The following is a 21,483-nucleotide window of genomic DNA, read 5'->3' on the forward strand; positions in this document are numbered from 1 at the left end:
AAGCCTATATAGTACTATGTCTGGAAAAAGATTGCAAGAATTTGATGCGCTTAGAGGAATCGCATGCATGCTTGTTGTTTTGTTTCACTATGCCAAATATCAATATTTAGATTACGGCTTAGGTTGGAAGTTTAGATATGGAGTAACAGGAGTTGATTTATTTTTTATGATAAGTGGCTTTGTTATTTATATGACATTGTTAAAAACACAAACTATAAGAGATTTTATTTATTTAAGAGTTACACGGTTATTTCCTACATATTGGTTGGCAGTAACAATTACTTTTTTATTTTGCATTATTACAGTCAGTTATCCGGAACGAACTTCTATCTTAAATTATCTTCTAAATATGACGATGGTGCCCTCTTGGCTTTCTGCACCATTTCTTGATAACTCTTATTGGACACTCTTAGTAGAGCTTATATTCTATGCTATAATTGCATTTTTTTATTTCTATTTTAAAACGATAAAAGTTCTGCACAAATCAATAACACTTCTGATAATTCTATTTGTTTTTAATTTAGTTAGTATTTATACTGAACATGGGCAAAAGATTATTTTTTATTTTCCCATAATCATGTATTGGAATCTGTTTTTATCCGGAATAGTTTTTTATAAAATGAAATTTGAAGGTAAATCAAGTTTCATTTATCATTTAATAATTATATTAAATCTGGCATTTCTATTTTTGACGCATGAGCAGGGCGGCACAGCAATGCATCATGTGTCTAGAATAGAGCATTTAGTTTGTAATATAATATTTGTGATACTTTTTTACCTTCTTATTTATGGGAAACTAGCTATTATTACGAATAAAGTGATGGTTTTTATTGGCACAATTTCATATAGTATTTACCTATTGCATCAAACAATAGGATACATATTGATTGAGAAATTTTATGACATATTTAAAAATAGCTACATTTCACTAATATTAACACTCTCAATCGTGTTCATAATTTCTTACTTGATAACTAATTATTTCGAAAAACCATTCATGCAATGGTCTCGTAACCGATCCGGAGAAATTTTAAAGATGGAATTCTTGAAAAGGTTACGTCTTTATAAATAGTTGCCAATTAAATAACGGTGCTTGTGTTGTCTTAATGGTGACAAATTATATATATTAAAAAAGCGAAATTCTGGGATAAAGAATTTCTAAAAATATAATTATTAAAAATATTAGCTATGCTTTGCAAGGCAATGTGTTACCACAGGAAGAATTTGTGATTATTAGTTGAAGATACCACTCGATGTGCCGAAATTTAAAATAATCTTAAAGTCAAGTTTTTGTTGAAACCAACAAAGGATTGGATTTAAATTAGAATGAGGTGGTATGTAAGATGCAGTCGATGTATAATAACTGTTAAACTCTCAAAATTTATATATGCTATGGATATCTTAGGGTACCGTAATAATTTAACGATTAAGCTAGATCTGAATAACCCACTCGTTTTTAATCTCATCATTGTAGGTGGTATTATATTTTTCATGTTCTTTCCTCGTAGAAAGAATATGAAAAGCGATTTAATTTCAATGGAACATTCAGAAGTTATTCGTGGCTTTTCAATTCTCATTATCATCATACATCACCTATGCAGGCACGCCATATCGGATCCTTCAGACCTGATAATATTTTATAACTTAGGACATATCGGTGTCGGACTATTTTTGATTCTTTCAGGGTATGGATTGTCAGAGTCTTATAAGAAGAAAGGCTTGAATGATTTTTTTTATTCTAAATTACTCAAAATTTATACTCCTTTTCTACTAGTAAATATTTTATATGTAACATTAAACCAGCAACTGTTGGGACAACATTTGAGTTTTAATGATAAAATTCTTTATGCTGTAGGAATAATAAATTTCGATGCAAATTTCTGGTATATGAAGTATCTTTTCTTATTGTATCTAAGTTTTTATGTCGTATTCAGGCTTTCAATTAAGGATAATTACAAACTCATCTTTTTAACTATTATCTCACTTGCATTCATGGCTTCTCCTTTTATTCCAGACAGTGGAAGGGTAAACAGCTTGACTTTTTTGTTTGGGGTCTTAATTTCTATGAAAAAAGAATTTATAGAAGTATATATTTCTAAAATGAATATGGGAAAATTAAGTCTGACACTATTATCTTTAATATTAATATCAATTCCATTAATATTTTTATCTGAATATACTGCAACAATGCCTCATATTGCAGGAAAACTAAATTTTGGATTGGCGCTAATTTCGGCAGCTGGTTTATTCTATATCATTAGACTTCCCATGCAAGAAAGAATATCATTGCTGCTATTTTATGTTTTAGCGGTAAGTTATTTTACTACCACAGATCTTATAGTAACCTATTCATGGGCTTTTGCTTTAGTATTAATTTGTCCAGTAGTAATCTTTCTTCTGAAAAACATGAATTTGAATAGTCACTCTATTGTGTTTGCATTTATAGGTAGTATTTCATTTGAGCTGTATCTTTTTCATGGTGCATTTATGTACAGTTATGACTTTATCCTACATAAGTTTCCACTGGAGTATTCCTTCTTTATTTATTTAATATTTATTATGATTCTTTCAGTAGTATTTAAAAAATCTACAGACGGAATTCAGCGTTTTTCATATAAATTAAGTACTCGTGTTAGTTAGTATCCTCATTCCAACCTATAAAAGACTTAACTACTTAAAGGAAGCTGTAGACTCATGCCTAAAACAGTCATATCCAGACATAGAAGTTATAGTTATTCAGGACCCCACGCCGGATGGTTTGGTTGAAGAAATTACAAACTGGGGAAAGGAGATTTCCTCTGCAACTCATAAAGTCAAGTTTTATTCTAATAAAACTAACAAAGGATTGGCAGGAAACTGGAACGAGTGCTTGTCAAAGGCAAATGGTGAATATATTGTCATAATTGGAGATGATGACAGATTAATGCCAAACTGTATAGATGAATTAATGATAGGGATTAAGGGAGACGCTGATGTTTCTTTTTCCAATCATTATTTAATAGATGAAAAAGGTGAGCAGTTGGCTATAAGCAAAGAAAACACCAAAAGATTTAATCGACATTATCTTTCAAAAGGCATTCTCCCAAATGCAGAGAAAAGTATCTGGGAAAATGCAATTCCCATTTCTGCTGCTCTAATTAAATCTAATCTTGCTAAAGAAATAAAATTTAAAGAACAGTTGAATACACCAGAAATTGAAATGTTTCTTCAAATAAATCAATTAAAAGGAAAATTTTATTTTAATCCGGATTACCTGGCTGAATATAGAGTACACCCTGAATCTGCAACCAGCTCTGGGTTAAGGGTTCATTTATTATTTGATCTGCTTAAAGACTTTCCTGTCACAAAGGAGAATTATAAATCTAAATGGAGTTTTCTAAATGGTTTGTGCTCTGTTTCTATAAATTTATTATTAAAAAATATAGAAAGGAAAAAGGCTTTTCAGTTATATACGAGTATTTATTATAGTTGGAGAAATAGAATGAGTTTAAAAGGAATTGCTCAATTAGGGTTATTGCTAATGCCTGCAATGGTTATAAAAAAGATTTTGAAATAATGAGTAAACTATTTGATAAAGTTATTTTTAGATTTAGAGAAAGATCAACATACATTGCTAATATATTCAGGAAACTTAAGTGGAGATTTTATGGGATGGAATTTGGCGCAAATGTTTCATGCAGTACAATATTTGTAACATGGCCTCACCAAGTGAAAATTGGGAACAATTGCAATCTTGAACATGGAATCTTTTTCAAGTATGATGGAATATGGGAGCAAGGGCCTTCTATTATACTAGGTGATAATATCTTTGTTGGCAAAGATGTGGAATTTAATATTAAAGAAAGAATTGAGATCTCGAATAGCACATTAATTGGTTCAAACTCCAAATTTATTGACCATGACCACGGGATAAACCTAGGATTATTGATTGGAGATCAGCAATGTCCTGCAGCTTCAATTTCAATTGGCCAAGGAGTTTGGATAGGAGCAAACGTTGTAATATTAAAAGGCGTAAGTATAGGGGATGGAGCTGTTATTGCAGCAGGAGCCATAGTTAATAAGTCAGTACCTTCCAATGAAATTTGGGGAGGTGTACCTGCCCACAAAATAGGTATAAGGAAATGAGGATGAAAATTCTTTTTATTTGTGGCTCTTTGGAACCAGGCTGTGACGGAGTTGGTGACTATACCAGGAGATTGGCTGGTGAGCTCATACGTAAGGGGAATGAAGTTCGGATAATTGCTTTGAATGATAAAAATGCAAGATCCATTAGCTGCCAAGTACAAGAGGATGACAATACTTCCATAGTGTGTTTGCGTTTACCGCACAATATTAGTTGGAACAAAAGAATGAAAGAAGCTACTTTATTTATGGATAATTTTAATCCAGCTTGGCTTTCTTTACAATATGTTCCCTTTGCTTTTCAGGATAAGGGCCTCCCCCTAGGTTTGGTTAGTAAATTAAAGAGCCTGTCTAAAGGTAGGAAATGGCATATAATGTTTCATGAGTTATGGGTAGGCATGGATAAGGAATCTTCCTTGAAAATGAAGTTATGGGGTAGTGTGCAAAGATTGTTGATACTTCATTTGCTAAATGAATTAAACCCTAGTCAAATTCATACTCAATTGCAGGTTTACAAAGCTGTATTGAATAACTTAGGATATAATGCCTCCTTATTACCTCTCTTCTCTAATATACCTCATCGCGATAATTTAAAAAGAACAATAGATTCAACTTACTATACTTGTATATTGTTTGGAGGTATTCATAGTGGCGCCCCTGTCAAAGTTTTTATTAATGAATTGAAAGAATATTGTAGTGAAAAAAAACGTTTGTTAAAATTTGTTTTTATAGGAAGGTCTGGAGAAACTAGTAAAGAGTGGACTTCGGTATTGGAAGACTTTGATATTCCTTATCGTGTAACAGGCGAATGTGATCCAAAAGAAATTTCTGAATATTTGCATGAAGCGGATTTAGGTATTAGTACTACCCCATATTTTCTGGTGGAGAAAAGTGGTACGGTTGCCGCTATGCTCAGTCATTCATTACCTGTATTATGTGTGGCGCGTTCATGGAGCCCTAAGTTAAGTATGGATGAAATAAGGGTTGATTCTGTAGTTTGTTATAAAGTTGACAGTTTAAAGAAATCATTCCCTATTAATACTACCCTGAATAGAAGTTTTTTTGAACTGAGGGATATAAGCGAATTGTTTATAAAGGAGCTAAAATAATGGCTGAATTTTCATATTTATATAAGAACAGAGCCCGGTTTCCTTTTGGGTCAGTCGCATACTTAAGAGCTTATGCCAAACGTTTGTTAAGCATTGGAGAACTATTGAGACGCAACCGTGTGCGAAATAGATTACAAAAAAAAGGAGCCTTTATACATCCTTGTGCAGAAATAGGAGATGTAAAAGCCGATGGAGTAAAGAAAAATTTAAAAATTGGTGCTTTTTCTTTTTTGGGGAGAGTAGAACTGGCCCTACACGATAAAATTCAAATTGGAGAAAAAGTATGTATAAATGATGGTTCGATATTGCTTACAGCTTCTCATGATATCTCTGATCCGGAATGGAAACATAAAAAAGCGCCAATAATAATTGATGATTATGCTTGGATTTGTACCAACGTAACAATTTTGCCAGGTGTACATGTTGGTCGTGGGGCTGTATTGGGAGCTGGAGCAGTGGTGAGTAAAAATGTCGCACCCTATGATGTGGTAGCGGGAAATCCTGCAAAATCTACAGGAAAAAAGCGTGTTGAAGAACTAAATTATAACCCATGTGAGTTTTTGGCTTCCAATGCTTCATGGTTAAAGGGATAGATATTTAATATGAATAAAATTATACTTTCTCATCCAACTGGAAATGCCAATGTTCGTGCAGCTGCGGTTGGTATGAAGGAGGCAGGCATATTAGAAGAGTTTCATACATCAATTGCAATTTTTCCTAAAGGCATTTTATCTAAACTGTCAGGATTACCGGGACCATTTTCTGAAATAAACAGAAGAACCTTTGAAACTTGTTTAAAGGATTTGACTTATTCTTCACCTTTTTGGGAAGTGGGCAGGTTGATTTCTGCTAAAGCAGGTATTTCATCCTTTATTGAACATGAAAAGGGTGTCTTTTGTGTGGATGCTGTTTATCACCAAATGGATAAGAATGTAGGAAAACGACTACAAAGAAGAAACACCCATTTTAATGCAATATATGCCTATGAAGATGGAGCACTTTATTCCTTTGAAATAGCCAAACAAATTGGAGTATGTTGCATTTATGATTTGCCAATTGGGTATTGGAGAGCAGCCAAAAGATTGATGGAATCAGAGTTGGAAAAGTGGCCGGAATGGTCAGGGACACTAACTGGCTTTAAAGACTCCTTGGCTAAATTGTCAAAAAAAGACGAGGAACTAAGACTTGCAGATAGAATTTTTGTAGCGAGTACTTTTACTGCAAAAACACTTCAGGAGTATCCTGGCAATTTGAGCAAAATAGATGTTATACCTTATGGCTTTCCTCCGGTAGGAGAAATTAAAAAATACAGCAGCCATAAATCGCTAAAGATTTTATTTGTTGGTGGATTGTCCCAACGAAAGGGCATTGCATATTTGTTTGATGCTGTGGAGTATTTAGGAGATGCTGTTGACTTAACAGTTGTTGGGCATAAATTGGTTGAGGATTGCCAACCATTGAATGAGGCACTGAATAAGCATAAATGGATACCTAGTTTATCACATGGTGACATTTTAAAACTTATGCACCAACAGGATGTATTAGTTTTTCCATCTCTTTTTGAAGGTTTTGGGTTGGTGATTACAGAAGCTATGTCGCAAGGAACTCCTGTTATTACTACAGACCGCACAGCAGGACCGGATCTGATTGAACATGGAAAAAACGGATGGATTATTGAAGCAGGTTCCAAAGAAGCAATAATAAATTCTTTGGAGGAAATATTATACAATCCAGGGAGAATTTCGGATGTTGGGAAAGCCGCAAGGCAAACCGCCATGAATCGTCCTTGGAGCGCATATGGAGAGGAATTAGCAAAAAAAATTAAGGACATAGCGGACTAAACTTTTTAAAATAGCAAGCTTGGATATAATTAATTAGATTTAATGGTTGTTTAATTTATGAGAGAGAATAAGGCTATTTCAGGTTTTACTTCTTTGGAATCAAAAAAAGAATTCACAGAGCTCCATGAGGAAGGAAAATTTGACTCTTTGTTCATGCTAAAAAGAGGTGTCTGGCTATATTTTTTTCTGCTCATATTTGAAGGAGCTCTGAGAAAATGGGTATTACCTGGGCTTGCCACTCCTTTGCTTGTTGTTCGGGATCCTTTAGCAATTTGGCTTTTGATCAGTGCCTCACAAAAAGGATTATTTAAACTAAATAACTATATTGTTCTAGCCTGGATTCTTACCATTATTTCATTGTATACCACTTTATTTTTCGGACATGGAAACGGAATGATTGCATTGTACGGTTTTCGTATTTTTTTCTTACAATTTCCCATAATTTTCTTAATAGGTCAACTGTTTAATAAGGATGATGTAGTTCAGATCGGTAAGGTATTATTGTGGCTGCATATTGGCATGACAATTTTGGTGGCTGTCCAATTCTTCAGCCCACAGACAGCTTGGGTAAACAGAGGAATTGGCGGAGAAATGGAAGGATCTGGTTTTACAGGTGGAGGAGGATATTTCAGAGTTCCCGGGACCTTTTCTTTTACAAATGGTTTATCCTCTTTTTATGGGTTTGTTAGTGTTTTTGTCTTTTATTTTTGGTTGGATAATAGCAATAAAATATCTAATTGGTTTCTTATTCTTGCAACATTTGCTCTGCTTGCTGCCATTCCGCTGACGATAAGCCGGACCGTTTTCTTTCAATTTTTAGTAACAGCCATCTTTTCTATCTTTACCACAGCTAAAAGGCCTAAGGCCTTTTTTAGAATTTTAGGTTCATTTATAACTGGTACAGTTTTATTATATATACTAAGCACGTTGGTTTTTTTCCAAACAGCTATTACAGCATTTACAGAACGTTTTACAAATGCATCGGAAGTTGAGGGTGGGGTTGAAGGGACATTAATTGATCGTTTTCTTGGGGGGGCAGTATTTGCTTTAACCAATGATAAGAATATTGATTTTTGGGGAGCAGGGCTGGGAATGGGAACAAACGTAGCTGCAAATTTATTGACCGGAAACAGTGTTTTTCTAATCTCTGAAGAAGAGTGGGGAAGACTCATTGGTGAAATGGGGATATTGTTAGGCTTTGCTGCAATTGCTATACGTTTCACACTAGTTTTAAGTATGTTTTTAAAGGCATGGAAAGTTTTAAATCGGGGGAATTATTTACCTTGGCTTTTATTTAGTCTTTGTGGTACTTTAGTGTTGATGGGAACATGGGCACAGCCAACCGCACTAGGTTTTGCAGTTTTTACAGGTGGCTTACTTCTTGCAAGTTTAAAAGAAGGTGAAATATGAATTGATTATGAGTAGATTATTAAGGTTTGTCCTGATTGGAAATTACAAGCTTGACAAGCAAGAAAGTATGGCCCGATATGCTAATAGTCTGCAAATTGGTTTATCTGAAGCTGGAATACATGCAGAGATTTGGTATCCAGTAGTTTTTTTTGCTCGTTGGTCTAAGTCGACTATTACCGGACTGGGGAAATGGTTAGGTTATTTAGATAAATGGATTCTCTTTCCTCTAGTTTTAAAATTTCGAATTCTGATCTTTCGCATAAAGCATTCTGATGAGAATATATTCTTTCATGTTTGTGATCATTCAAATGCTCCATATCTTGCCCATTTGCCATTAAATAGAAGCGGAATCACTTGTCATGATGTGCTGGCGATTCGCGGAGCTTTAGGATTTAAAGATGCTTACTGCCCAGCTTCACCAGCAGGTAAAGTTCTCCAAAAATGGATCCTTGCAAATTTAATAAAAGCAAAAAGACTGACTGCAGTATCTCAATTTACTTTAAATCAATTGTATGAATTGGCCTCGGGAGAAAGGAATAATCAGAATGGTAAAAAATGGAGAGTCATTCATAACTTTTACAATGCATCCTTTGAGCCAATGGATGTTGAAAAAAGGCGCAAAATGCTTTTGAATATTTTACCTGATACAGAGTTTATCCTTCATGTAGGATCCTCGCTGCCCAGAAAGAATAGGCCTCTTCTGATTGGCATGCTAAAAAATATTGGAGATAAATGGGATGGGAAAGTTTGTTTTGCAGGTGAGAAATTAGATGAAGAATTGAAAAATATTATTGATGGATCTGGTTTGAAAGATAGGTTTTTTTCAGTAGAGAAACCTGAACACGATACATTGGTGGCATTGTATTCCAGCTGTCTAGCCTTTATTTTCCCATCATTTTCTGAAGGATTTGGCTGGCCATTAATAGAGGCGCAGGCATGTGGCGCTCCTGTTATAGCAAGTAAAATAGAGTCATTGAATGAAGTGAGCGGAGGAAGTGCATTGCATGCCGATCCTGAAAAACCAGCTGAATTTGCAAATGCATTTCTACAAGTCCTTGAGAAGTCTTTCAGAGATCAGTTAATTAGAAAGGGATTTGATAACTGTGCTAGATTTGAAAAGTCACGATTAATTGGGGAGTTCATTCAACTTTATACAGACAGATAGTAATGTTTAAGAAACTTATACCATTGATGCTCCCGTGGAAGCTTAAAAGATGGTTTTTAAATAAATATTTTGGTTTTGAAATTCATCCTTCAGCGAAAATTGGCTTAGCATGGGTTTATCCTCATAAGCTTGTTATGGGGCCTGGTACCCGCATTGATCATTTTACTATAGCCATTCATCTGGACCTTATTGAAATGCGAGCTAATTCAATAATTGGAAGAAATAATTGGATCACTGGACTTAGCACCCAAACTGAATCAATACATTTCTCTCATCAAACAAATAGAAAGGCAGAGTTATACATGGGAGAAGAGGCTGCAATTACCAAGAATCACCACATTGATTGTACTAATCGAATTGCAATAGGCAGGTTTGCCACAATTGCAGGATACCAAACTCAATTACTGACACATTCAATTGATGTATTTGAAAATCGACAGGATAGTTTACCAATTATAATTGGAGATTATACATTTGTGGGTACAAATTGTGTAGTGCTGGGTGGGGCAAAACTACCTTCTCAAAGTGTGCTTGGGGCAAAGTCATTACTTAATAAAAGTTTTGAAGAACCATGGACATTGTATGCCGGTGTTCCAGCAAAAGCAATCAGTCAGATTTCTCAAGATGCAAAGTACTTTACCCGAGCAACTGGATTTGTTCAATAATAATAAAGTGTAATAATGAAGCTTTCTTTTATAATCCCCTCTTTTTATCCTGCAACTGCATTCGGAGGAACGATTTTTTATTCATTAGACTTATGTAAAGCTCTTGCCGCAAAAGGAGTAGAAGTTAATGTGACCACTACAAATACCAATATGCATAGCCATCTGGAGGTAGATTCCAAGCAGGCAGTAATATTTGAGAAAGGAATGCGAGTCAGGTATTATCATGATACTTTGTTAAACAGGTTTTCGCTTCCATTATTTTTGAATATTAAAAAGGATATTGAAAAATCTGATGTTGTCCATATCAATGCAATTTTTAATTCTCCTACTCCTATTGCTTTATATTGGGCAAACCGTTTAAAGAAAAGAATAATCTTATCTCCACATGGAGTTATGGGAGATTGGATACTGAATCAAGGGTTGCCATTTAAAAGAGTTTGGCTAGATGCTTTTATAAAACCTTATGCAGACAAAGTAATCTGGCATGCTACAGCAGAACAGGAAAAGAAAGAGATATTAAAACACTATCCTAATGCTAAAGTTGAAGTAGTCCCAGCAGGGATACACGTCAAGCAGTATTCAAAGGCCTTTCCTATTTCTAAAGAAAGTTTTCTTGAAAAAATCTTGGGCCAAAGGGTCGTTGCAGATCAGATTATTATTGGAATGAGCAGGCTGCATAAGAAAAAAGGGTTTGATATCTTAATCAAGGCATTTAAGAAACTGTCAGAAAAAAGTAATCAAAAATTGTTGTTGTTAATTGCTGGGGAAGATGAAGGTGAAAAAGATAATTTAAATGTACTGATTAAATCTTTAGATCTTCAGGCGAGTGTTTTTCTGCTCCCGGCAATGTATGAAGATGACAAGGTGAATTTTCTGCAATTGGGAGATTTGTTTGTATTACCATCCCATAACGAAAATTTTGGAATTGTTATCGCAGAAGCATTAGCCTCTGGAACTGCTGTGATTACTAGTATTCATACTCCGTGGCAAGAGCTTGTTTCTCATAAATGTGGCGATTGGATCCCTAATACTGAATCTGATTTAATCGCTTCAATCACCAAATTCTTAGATATGAATAAAGAAATGTTGCAACAAAACGCAAGACAGTATGCGGCAACATATGATTGGGAAAAAATTGGAGAAAAGATGATGGAGGTATATAAATGATCTTTTAAAAATGAATAAGGATTTAACAGCATTAATAATTACATATAATGAGGAGTCTAACCTCTTTAGAGTTCTTGAAAAATTAACCTGGGTTCCCAAAGTTATTATTCTTGATAGTGGCAGTACTGATAAAACTCTAGGTATCGCAAATCAGTTTTCTAACGTTTCGGTTGTTTACAGAAAGTTTGATTCTTTTGCAGAGCAATGCAATTATGGCTTAAGCCTGATCAATACAGAATGGACGCTGTCTTTGGATGCAGATTACGTATTCACGGATGCTCTTATAGGGGAAGTTCAAAATGCCCTAACTAAGCCATTATTTGATTCTTATGAAGTCGCATTTCGCTTTTGTGTTTATGGATATCCATTGAGATCAGATAATACAACTCCCCGAATTATTTTATTCAAAACTAAGAAGGGACAATATTTTAACGATGGGCATGCGCACAGGCTTTTATTGGATGGCACACTAAACCGGTTTACAAATGAAATTTTGCATGATGACAGAAAAGATCTTAGTCGTTGGTTTAGGAATCAAGATAAATATTCACTCCAGGAATGTCACAAGATCTTAAATGAAAAGGAACTACGAAAAATTGATAAAATAAGAAAATTGAAATGGCTAGCTCCTTTTCTAGTATTTTTTTACTGCTTGTTCGTAAAAAGATTAATATTTGATGGGTGGCATGGCTGGTATTATACCCTCCAAAGGACAATGGTAGAAATCATGTTTACTTTAAGGTTGATTGAAGCTGAGAAGATTAATCAAGAGGGGGAAGAGTATAAGTCATGAATCAACTCTCCTAGGTCAGAGGACAGAGAATCAAATAATAGAAATAATAGAAAGATTCTCTCTATAGAATTTTATAATATGTCAAACTCAAAATTAAGAAAATTAGAAAGCGTAAGAGGGGTTGCGGCAGTATATGTCGTTTTTCATCACATAAACCAGCTTTATCCATTTAAATACAATTATTTGAATTACATATTCAGATTTGGGCAAGAAGCTGTAATATTATTCTTTTTGATGTCTGGTTTCGTTATTTATTATTCAATATTTTCTAAAGAAAATCAGCCTAAAGATTTTAAAAGTTATTTTGTGAAGCGCTTCAAAAGGATTTATCCTTTATTTACTCTGGCTTTACTATTGTCATACGTCACAAGTTGTTTCTATTCAGGAGAAATTTTGCCTGTCCAAAGTGGAGTTCTAATTGGAAATTTACTTAACCTTCAGGATTTCTCTTCTGGTAAGCCTGGGGTTTGGGTAAATCCGTACTATGGAAATTTACCTCTTTGGTCGCTGAGTTATGAATGGTGGTTTTACATGATTTTCTGGGTTATTATAAAGATTCCTTTCAATAGGCAATTTATCTGTGTTTGTGCAATTTCAGCATTAGGAGTTATTTCATATTCCTTATTTCCAAATTCGGCTTCTTTGGTTTTGACATATCTGGTAATTTGGTGGGTGGGAGCTGAACTTGCTAAATTATATCTAACTAAAACCACTATAAGATATAAAGATATTGTTCAATTGCTCATAGGCTTAGGAACCGTTTCATTAGTACTGTTAATTCCAGTGATTAAAAATGTTGGTTCCCTTCAAATGGGTTTACATCCTGTTCTTGAGTTAAGACACTTTCTCGTTTCAATATTTTTCATACTATGTGCCATTACTTGGAAACAATTTCAGTTTATCGGTTTTGAACCAATTTTCGGGATGTTTTCTCATATTGCCCCAATATCGTATGGAATATATATATCATTACCCTTTTATCATGGGAATTTCATATTTGCCGACGCACTTTTCCATTTATATTAGGGTGTTATTAGTATTATTTTTGATTGGGGCATTTTCTTATCTGATGGAAATGAAATTCCAAAAGTTTATTAACGGACTTGGAAGAAGTAGGGAAAAACTTAACTTGAGAAGTTCGTAGTAACTTTACAGGATTGCTTAACCTAAAATAACTTCAATGTTCTACAATATTTGTATGACAAAACCGGTATCACTAGATGAAAAGATCTAAAGTTGTTAAATAAATTTTTACATTAAAAGAGATGGACATTGTAAATGAGTATAAAGTAAATTGGGCCGTTTTAGCATTAACTAGATTCTTTTTGGCATCTATCGTAATGATGGAGCATTTAAAAAAATTTTGTGATGTTGGCAATTGGGGCTTATATACCTATTTTGGAGCATTTGAAGCTATTCTAGGCTTTTTACTCATAAGCGGCTTTTCAATTGGAACATCTTTAGAAAAGGATAATGGCAAAGATTTCTTAATACGAAGGGGAAAACGTATATATCCTGTATTTCTTGCCAGCATAATTTTCCAGGCATTAATTGTACCCAATTTTTGGGAAACAAGTGAACTATTTAAATTTGCAATTAATTTATTTTTTTTAAATCAAATATTTTCTGGTGAATCATTTTTAGGAGTTTCTTGGACATTATCTACAGAAGTGTGGCTTTATTGTCTTGCACCACTATTAAGGAAAGTGAGGTTGAATATATTATTTTTCTTAATAGGCTTTTCATTTATGTCCTATTGCCTGTACACTTGTGGCCGTACATTATTTCACTGGAATTATTATTCCGGAACTTCGTTTGGTATAAACTTAATCCTCTTATCGTTTATTTGGATTTCGGGTTTTGCATTAGCACTTTTTCCGGAAAGAAGGAAGATAATACTTCTTATTATTGGGGGAATATTAATAGGTCATATATCGATTACAATTTTAATTCAATCTCTTTATAGGTTCAAGCACCATGAAATTGAATTGTTATGGCAAATAGACACTCTTGACTTTGTCGGAAAGGCTCTTTGTGTTATTTTGATTTACGGAGTCATTGCCTATAATCATAAGTTTCCAGAAATTTCTAATACAGCTAAAAAACTATTTAAGTTATTGGGCGATATTTCTTATCCATTGTATTTAACACATTGTACATTCTTTTTCATAATGGCTCAAAATAAAGTAAGTAATTTATATGTGATGATTCTAGGTCAATTGCTTTTATCCCTTCTAATTTATTACTTATTCGATTTCTATAGTAAAAGAAGAGATTCTCAACGTCAAGAAGCTCTTGTTGTTGAAAAAAAATAGAGTATAGAGCTGTGTGATTACTAAAATTTGGTTAAAAAGGTGGCAAAAGTAAATACTAACAAATATCAATCTCTTAATTCATTCGTAATCCCCCCAAATTTCCGAGGCAAATCAGGTATAGTGGTACAGCTATGGTGGATTGTAGAAGCATTATTGTTTAATCCTTCTCCACAAATTTTATATGGCTGGAGACGCTTTCTTCTCAGACTATTTGGAGCAAAAATAGGCAAAGGTGTTATTATAAGGCCGTCTGTAAAAACTACCTACCCATGGAAATTAAGCATTGGAGATTATTCTTGGATTGGAGATAATGTGGTACTGTATAGTCTGGGAGAAATCAATATTGGAAGCAATGCTGTAATCTCTCAGAAATCCTATTTATGTACAGGTTCTCACGATTTTGAAAAAACTACATTTGATATTTTTGCAAAAGAGATAACGGTTGAGGATGAGACTTGGATTGCATCTGACGTATTTATTGGGCCTGGCGTGACTATTGGGTGCGGAGCTGTAGTTGGGGCAAGGAGTTCCGTATTTAAGAGTGTTGAAGGAGGATTTGTATATGCTGGAAATCCTTTGAGTAGAATCAAATTGCGAAATAATGTTTCTGTTGAAATTGGTGATGTCAGTATAAAAAATGAGTAAAGTTCCAGAAGGAGAAAAGGAAGAACTATTCTCTATTCATTTTTTGAAATTCTTATCGCTAATTGGTGTTGTTTTTATTCATTATTCATTCTTTTTTAAGGAACAAAGATTCCACTCCGAAATATTTAGATTCTGTGTACCTATTTTTATTTTATCAAGTGTATTCTTATTCGAAAGAGCGAATATTCATAAGGAACTCGGCCTCTCATTTCTATCAAAAAGATTATTAAGATTATCAATACCTTTCATCTGTTGGAGCGTTGTTTATTTCTTAATCTTTCCTCATAGACAAACTGCCCCCTTAAAAATTCTTACGACACATTTTCTTGGATACGGTTGGTCTGGGCAATACTATTTTTTTATTCTCTTTCAGGTTACCATTATTTATTTTTTTATTCGTAGAGTTAAGTTAATTAATGGATATTATTTGCTAGCTATAGGAGTTTCAACATTAATCATTTATTGGATTCTATTTTATGGGATCTACAGAAATGCCCTGGTTTTAAAAATCAGTAACAGGCTTTTTATTTATTGGACATTCTATATAATTGTCGCAATTTGGTTAGCAAGAAACTATAGTAACATCCGAAATCATAAATATCGGAGATCTGTATGGTTAGTAGCATTACTAATGTCGTTTCCATTGCTCATCTCCCTGGAAGAACATTTTTATCCCATTACAGGACGATTAGAAGAATATTGCAAAGTTTCAATACTGATAGCTTCAACGTGTCTTTTCGGATTGGTTTTAATGGAGGAGAGTTTGGTGAAAATAATTATATCAGATCATTTAAAGAATTTAATAAGAATGGTATCAAAATATTCTTTAGGAATTTTTTGTCTAAATCCATTAGTGATAACCATGTTTCAAAAAGTGGCAATCTATTATAGGATACAAAATGGAAATATTTTGATTTCAATTCCACTTATAATTATCATATGCGTTTCAATATCCTTAGTTTTGGAAAAACTTAAACTCGGGGTTCTGATAAAGTAAATTTTGGGTTTTAATGAATGAATACATAGATTCTTCGTTAAAATATCTGAAATAAATAATATCTTGATTCCCCATTTCGTAGTCAGGAAAGAAATAAAGCCGGATTTTGCAGATTAATGAGAATTTTAGTATTTGGAATAAATTATGCGCCTGAGTTAACAGGTATAGGTAAGTATACAGGAGAAATGTGTGAATGGCTTGCCGGACAAGGTCACGATGTAGAGGTAATAACTTCCATGCCCTATTATCCTGAATGGAAGATTAAAAAAGCCTATCAGGGTAGATGGTGGTTTACCGAAACAATCAATAAAGTAAAAGTCAGAAGAACTTTTTTTTACGTTCCTGAAAAAGTGACGGGGACAACCAGAATTGCGCATGAGTTTTCCTTTTTATTATCCTCCTCAGTCTGGTGGCTCAAAGCGCTTTTTAAGAAATATGATCTTGTTATATCTCCCTATCCTCCATTGATCATAGGTATCTGGCCGTATTTATATTCTAGATTTCATAAAACTAAATGGGTATTCCACATTCAGGACCTTCAGGTAGATGCAGCCAGAGATTTAGGTTTAATAAAAAATAAACGTTTACTATATATTCTTGAACACGTAGAACGTTTTTTTCTCAGAAAGGCAAATTCTGTATCTTCGATTAGTGAAGGCATGAAAAAGAAAATTCTTGAGAAAGGAATTTCTGAGGAAAAATATATCATGCTACCTAATTGGGTTGATATTGATTTTATTAGACCTATGTCAAAAGAGGAATCTATGCGCAGAGAATTAGGGTTTGAGGAGAAAGATATTATCATCTTGTATTCCGGGAATATGGGCGAAAAGCAAGGGCTTGAGGCTGTAATACCTATGGCTCAAAAATTTGCAAACAAGTCTGAGGTGAAAATAGTACTCGCTGGGGAAGGTGCTGCAAAAGAACGATTGATGAAAGAAACAGAAGCAAATCGTTTAAAGAATATAACATTTCTCCCTATTCAGCCTTATGAAAAGCTTTCGGCATTTCTTGCTATTGCAGATTTTCATCTTGTTTTACAGAAAAAAGCAGCATCTGATTTATTGCTACCATCAAAACTCTTATCCATCCTTTCTGCAGGCGGATGCGCCATTGTCACCGCAGTGGAGAATTCTTCATTGCATAAAATGATTGGAGAAACAAATGCAGGATGGCTCGCTGAACCAGAAAATATAGAAGATTTGATCAGAATATTAGAGAATGCGATTGATTCCCCTTCAAAAAATATACAGAAGAAGGAAAATGCGCGAAAATACGCATTGAAATATCTGAATAAAGATGAGATATTGAGCAATTTTCAAAACGTTATTTCAGGTCAATCGTAAAGAATTTTGTTTTATCTTCGCCCCGAATAATATAGTCCAAAAAGAGCAAGCAGCTCAAAATGAGAAAAGGTTACAGCAGGTTTTTAAAGTTAATAAGTTTATTGGGCGATCTGGCAATTTTGAATGCTGGATTTCTCGGGTCCTATCTTTATTTAAAACTGCGATATTATCTAGGATATAACGATCATTTTGTCTTTTTGACAATCTTACTGAACCTTCTCTGGATGGTAATAGTCCTGTTGCTTAGGATTTATGATATTGAACGTTTTACCAGAATAGAAAGAATTTTGTGGAATATGTTCAAGGCTCTTGTCCTTCATGCTCTTACAATCTTCTCATTCATTGCCATTATTCACGGATATTATTATTCCCGAAGTCATCTACTGCTTTCATACGCAATTTGTATTGTTGGAATGGTATTCTGGAGGCTTGGCTTTTATTATTTGCTAAAAAGATATAGGAGAAAAGGGGCGAACTTTAGGCATGTAATTATCATTGGCGCTGGTTCAGCAGGTAATTCCATGCTAAATTATTTTAGATCAGAAAATTCTGCAGGATATAGATTTCTGGGGTTTCTCGATGATAATCCGGAAAAATGTCTACATAAAAATTTGATTATAGGTAAAGTCAGTGATTTGCCCACTGTCGCCAAACGATTTAAAATAGATGAAATATTTTGTGCTCTTCCTCTAAATTCTTCAAAGCTGATAAGAGAATTAGCCGAGTTTTCTGATAATAATTTAATACGATTCAAAATAGTACCGGACTTCAGAGGTTTTTTAAGCAAGAAAGTTAATCTGGAATTTTACAGTTCTGTACCTATTCTGACTATTAGAAAAGAACCATTGGAAAATGTTCTGAACAGATTTGCTAAAAGGACTTTTGATATACTCTTTTCCCTATTTGTAATTGTGTTCCTCTTTTCATGGTTATTCCCTCTATTTGTTATACTTATAAAGCTTAGCTCAAAAGGACCTATTTTCTTTATTCAGAAAAGATCTGGAAAGAATAATCTGGTTTTTCCTTGCTATAAATTCCGCTCTATGAAGGTAAATCAGGAAGCTGACTCAAAACAGGCAACAGCAGAAGATCCTCGCGTTACTAAAATTGGTAAGTTTATGCGGAAAACCAATCTGGATGAATTGCCCCAATTCTTTAATGTGCTCATCGGTAATATGTCTGTTGTGGGGCCAAGACCTCATATGCTTAAACATACTCAGGAATATTCCAAAATAGTAGACCGTTTTATGGTAAGGCATCTTGTGAAGCCCGGAATAACTGGCTGGGCTCAAGTAAGCGGACTACGAGGTCAAACTGAGGATCCAAGAAAAATGATCAGGAGAGTAAAATATGATGTCTGGTATATAGAAAACTGGAGCTTGTTGCTTGATATTCAAATAATCTTTCTCACCGTATTTAATATGATAAGAGGCGAAGAAAATGCCAAATAATTTAATATGAGCTATTTGAGATTTCTGTTTATTGTATTTATTTTTTTTGCGGGACAGTTGCAAGCTCAAGATTTTTTGCCTCTTAACAGGGAATTCCTCCTTCCTTATGACAGAGCATTCGCCCAAAAGAAAATTGAATTTCATACTGCAATAAAACCCTATTATTCTGCAGAGCTTGATACCCTAATCAATACAGATTCTTTGTATGATTTCAGGCCGTTTAATATTTCAAGGAAAAGACTGGTTGGGCGGATAGCAGATAACCTGCTGAATAGACACTTGGTAAATATTGATACAGCAGGATTGGTCCTTCATGCAGATCCATTGTTAAACGTAGATTTAGGAAGAGAAACAGTTTCTGGGAAAAAGGTTTATACCAATACACGTGGCATTCAGGTATTCGGATCAATAGGAAAAAGGGTATCATTTTATACATCGTATTATGAAAATCAGGCAACTTTTTCACCTTACATAGATACCTTCATCACTGAATACAAAGTTGTACCAGGACAAGGAGAGTCAAAACCATTTAAACCTGGTGAACTGTCAAGAGCATATGACTATAATATGGCATATGGATGGGTAACCTATACGCCAAGTAGGTATTTTAATTTTCAATTTGGTCAGGGAAAGAATTTTATTGGAGACGGTTATAGGTCTCTATTGCTTTCGGACAATTCTTTTGCTTATCCATTTTTAAAAATTACCACATCGGTTTGGAAGATTAAATATGTAAACCTTTTTACACAATTCCAGGATATAAGGGGAAGTCAGCTAGTTGTGAACGGTAAAGGTACTGGCTATCCCAAAAAATTCGGAACATTTCATTACCTCAGCATTGATGTAGGAAAGTCTCTGACAGTTGGTTTTTTTGAAAGTACTATCTGGCCTGGAGGAGACTCGACCTCTAAAAGAGGCTATGATGTTGCTTATCTTAATCCGATAATATTTTACAGATCTGTTGAATTTTCACAAGGAAGTTCAGACAATGCTCTAATGGGTTTAAATTTGAAATATAAGATAAACAGCAAATGGTATTTGTACGGGCAATTTATTCTTGATGATTTTAAGCTGGATGAATTCAAAAATAAAAATTACAACTATCAACAGAAATATGGTTATCAGATAGGTACAAGGATATTTGATCCTTTGAAAATAAAGAATCTTGCCTTACAGGGGGAATATAATGTAGTAATGCCATATACTTACTCTCATCGGACGATAGAGCAGAATTACAGCCATTATAATCAAGCTCTTGCACATCCTCTTGGTGCTAATTTTAGAGAGTTAGTGGCAATTGTAGATTATCGATATAAAAGATTTTTTACAGAAGTAAAATATATCCATGCTCAGTATGGGGTAGATACTGGAAATGTGAGTTATGGAAAGAATATTTTTATCCCCGATTATGGTGGAGTGTATAACGGGGTGAATTACAGGTTTCCTTATGCCAAACATCCGGCCCAAGGACCAAAAAGTAACCTGCATTATTTGGAGTTTAAAGCAGGTTATTTGATAAATCCTAAAACTAATATGCGGTTGACTTTAAGTTATGTCAACAGGACAATAACTGGTTACGGAGAGCCGAATAACAAGACTCACTATTATTCTATTGGTATTTCTACTAATTTGCAGAATTTTTATTATGACTTTTAAGAATCTGAGATGTAATCTAGGATTTCTTGCTCAACTCACCAACAACAATCATTGATTTCCAAAAATGAGGAAATCGTCCAGCTCCTTTAAAGTTTTTTACTTCATAACCATTATCTGTAAGTAATTTCGAAACTGTATCTTTTGACCAGAATTTAATATGACCACCAACCCATAAAGGATTATAATGAAAATCCATTTTTCCTGCTATTGCCAGTGCTAGATTTTTTAAGTAGCCATGATAAGGAGTGGAAAGAATTAATTGGCCTACATTTAGATTGTTCTCAAATATTTTAGAACAAAAGGATATGTATTGATAGGGATTATATATATGTTCAATCACTTCTGTAGAGATGATTGTGTCAAATTTCTTATTTTGGATTTCAACTGGAAGATTATTGTCTGAAATATCCTGAAGGAAAAACCTGTTTGGGTGACTTTTGGAGGCAATGGTTATTCCAGTTTCAGAGGCATCAATTCCATAAATGTCATATCCCATTTCTAAAATAGCTTTTGTCATTTGACCATTTCCACAACCAAGATCTAAAATGCATTTATTCCTATTTTTATCAAGAAGATCAATAATCTTCGGTAAGATATAATTTGTGGAGTATGCTTCTGTTGCACTCCAATTGTAATCTTGATAATCGCTCATAAAATTTTGTTGAAAATTGACTTAATTAATAATTTCATTTAAAAAGAGATGATCCTCTCAATAAGAGATATTGTTTAAAAAAAGTTGCAAAGATTTGATAATTTTAAAATTAAATGGGATAGAATTAAAATTTATAAAAAAGCCCCGAA

At 33.9% G+C, this 21,483-nt stretch carries 20 protein-coding genes; 19 read left to right on the forward strand and 1 reads right to left on the reverse strand.

Annotated elements, in window-relative coordinates; all coding sequences use genetic code 11:
• Positions 1 to 16: 16 nt before the first annotated feature.
• The 19 genes from K350_RS31535 (at position 17) to K350_RS29730 (ending at position 20,682) form a co-directional block, all read left to right on the forward strand.
• The gene (locus tag K350_RS31535; RefSeq protein WP_051313415.1) at positions 17 to 1,072 is read left to right on the forward strand and encodes an acyltransferase family protein; all 1,056 of its coding nucleotides are present in this window, start codon (positions 17 to 19) and stop codon (positions 1,070 to 1,072) included.
• Between the two features lie 443 nt (positions 1,073 to 1,515).
• On the forward strand, positions 1,516 to 2,640 hold the full coding sequence (locus K350_RS0120515; protein WP_028981496.1) for an acyltransferase family protein: 1,125 nt from the start codon (positions 1,516 to 1,518) through the stop codon (positions 2,638 to 2,640).
• A complete protein-coding gene (locus K350_RS0120520; RefSeq protein ID WP_028981497.1) occupies positions 2,630 to 3,556 on the forward strand; it encodes a glycosyltransferase family 2 protein in 927 nt (308 codons plus the stop codon). Before K350_RS0120515 ends, K350_RS0120520 begins: the two co-directional genes overlap by 11 nt.
• Positions 3,556 to 4,125 (forward strand): acyltransferase, encoded by a 570-nt coding sequence (locus K350_RS0120525; protein WP_028981498.1) that lies wholly within the window; start codon positions 3,556 to 3,558, stop codon positions 4,123 to 4,125. The genes K350_RS0120520 and K350_RS0120525 overlap by 1 nt, the downstream gene beginning before the upstream one ends.
• A 2-nt stretch (positions 4,126 to 4,127) precedes the next feature.
• Positions 4,128 to 5,231, forward strand: coding sequence for a glycosyltransferase family protein (locus K350_RS0120530; RefSeq protein WP_156027117.1), 1,104 nt, complete (start codon positions 4,128 to 4,130; stop codon positions 5,229 to 5,231).
• Positions 5,231 to 5,824 carry an acyltransferase gene (locus K350_RS33005; protein ID WP_037576500.1) on the forward strand — a complete coding sequence of 198 codons (594 nt, stop codon included), beginning with the start codon at positions 5,231 to 5,233 and terminating at the stop codon, positions 5,822 to 5,824. The genes K350_RS0120530 and K350_RS33005 overlap by 1 nt, the downstream gene beginning before the upstream one ends.
• Before the next feature lie 9 nt (positions 5,825 to 5,833).
• On the forward strand, positions 5,834 to 7,072 hold the full coding sequence (locus K350_RS0120540; RefSeq protein WP_037576503.1) for a glycosyltransferase family 4 protein: 1,239 nt from the start codon (positions 5,834 to 5,836) through the stop codon (positions 7,070 to 7,072).
• Positions 7,073 to 7,129: 57 nt separating this feature from the next.
• Positions 7,130 to 8,482, forward strand: coding sequence for a hypothetical protein (locus K350_RS0120545; protein WP_037576506.1), 1,353 nt, complete (start codon positions 7,130 to 7,132; stop codon positions 8,480 to 8,482).
• 7 nt (positions 8,483 to 8,489) lie between these two features.
• Positions 8,490 to 9,647 carry a glycosyltransferase family 4 protein gene (locus K350_RS0120550; protein ID WP_028981503.1) on the forward strand — a complete coding sequence of 386 codons (1,158 nt, stop codon included), beginning with the start codon at positions 8,490 to 8,492 and terminating at the stop codon, positions 9,645 to 9,647.
• Positions 9,648 to 9,649: 2 nt separating this feature from the next.
• On the forward strand, positions 9,650 to 10,312 hold the full coding sequence (locus tag K350_RS0120555) for an acyltransferase (protein ID WP_028981504.1): 663 nt from the start codon (positions 9,650 to 9,652) through the stop codon (positions 10,310 to 10,312).
• A gap of 15 nt (positions 10,313 to 10,327) precedes the next feature.
• A complete protein-coding gene (locus tag K350_RS0120560) occupies positions 10,328 to 11,479 on the forward strand; it encodes a glycosyltransferase (protein WP_028981505.1) in 1,152 nt (383 codons plus the stop codon).
• 10 nt (positions 11,480 to 11,489) lie between these two features.
• Complete coding sequence (locus K350_RS0120565) at positions 11,490 to 12,272, forward strand: glycosyltransferase family 2 protein (RefSeq protein ID WP_028981506.1); 783 nt, start codon at positions 11,490 to 11,492, stop codon at positions 12,270 to 12,272.
• Between the two features lie 78 nt (positions 12,273 to 12,350).
• Positions 12,351 to 13,298 carry an acyltransferase family protein gene (locus K350_RS0120570; RefSeq protein ID WP_028981507.1) on the forward strand — a complete coding sequence of 316 codons (948 nt, stop codon included), beginning with the start codon at positions 12,351 to 12,353 and terminating at the stop codon, positions 13,296 to 13,298.
• A gap of 239 nt (positions 13,299 to 13,537) precedes the next feature.
• Entirely contained in the window at positions 13,538 to 14,587 is a 1,050-nt protein-coding gene (locus K350_RS0120575) for an acyltransferase family protein (protein ID WP_028981508.1), read from the forward strand.
• A gap of 39 nt (positions 14,588 to 14,626) precedes the next feature.
• Positions 14,627 to 15,232, forward strand: a complete 606-nt coding sequence (locus K350_RS29725; protein WP_051313593.1) for a putative colanic acid biosynthesis acetyltransferase — start codon at positions 14,627 to 14,629, stop codon at positions 15,230 to 15,232.
• Positions 15,225 to 16,229, forward strand: a complete 1,005-nt coding sequence (locus K350_RS33125; RefSeq protein ID WP_028981509.1) for an acyltransferase family protein — start codon at positions 15,225 to 15,227, stop codon at positions 16,227 to 16,229. Before K350_RS29725 ends, K350_RS33125 begins: the two co-directional genes overlap by 8 nt.
• Before the next feature lie 116 nt (positions 16,230 to 16,345).
• Complete coding sequence (locus K350_RS0120590; protein ID WP_028981510.1) at positions 16,346 to 17,575, forward strand: WcaI family glycosyltransferase; 1,230 nt, start codon at positions 16,346 to 16,348, stop codon at positions 17,573 to 17,575.
• Positions 17,576 to 17,634: 59 nt separating this feature from the next.
• Entirely contained in the window at positions 17,635 to 19,026 is a 1,392-nt protein-coding gene (locus K350_RS0120595; RefSeq protein WP_028981511.1) for an undecaprenyl-phosphate glucose phosphotransferase, read from the forward strand.
• Positions 19,027 to 19,032: 6 nt separating this feature from the next.
• Positions 19,033 to 20,682, forward strand: a complete 1,650-nt coding sequence (locus K350_RS29730; protein ID WP_051313419.1) for a hypothetical protein — start codon at positions 19,033 to 19,035, stop codon at positions 20,680 to 20,682.
• Positions 20,683 to 20,698: 16 nt separating this feature from the next.
• Here K350_RS29730 and K350_RS0120605 read toward each other — a convergent pair whose 3' ends face one another.
• Positions 20,699 to 21,334, reverse strand: a complete 636-nt coding sequence (locus K350_RS0120605; protein WP_028981512.1) for a class I SAM-dependent methyltransferase — start codon at positions 21,332 to 21,334, stop codon at positions 20,699 to 20,701.
• Between the last annotated feature and the right edge of the window lie 149 nt (positions 21,335 to 21,483).

The sequence above is a fragment of the Sporocytophaga myxococcoides DSM 11118 genome (assembly GCF_000426725.1).
Lineage (GTDB): Bacteria > Bacteroidota > Bacteroidia > Cytophagales > Cytophagaceae > Sporocytophaga > Sporocytophaga myxococcoides.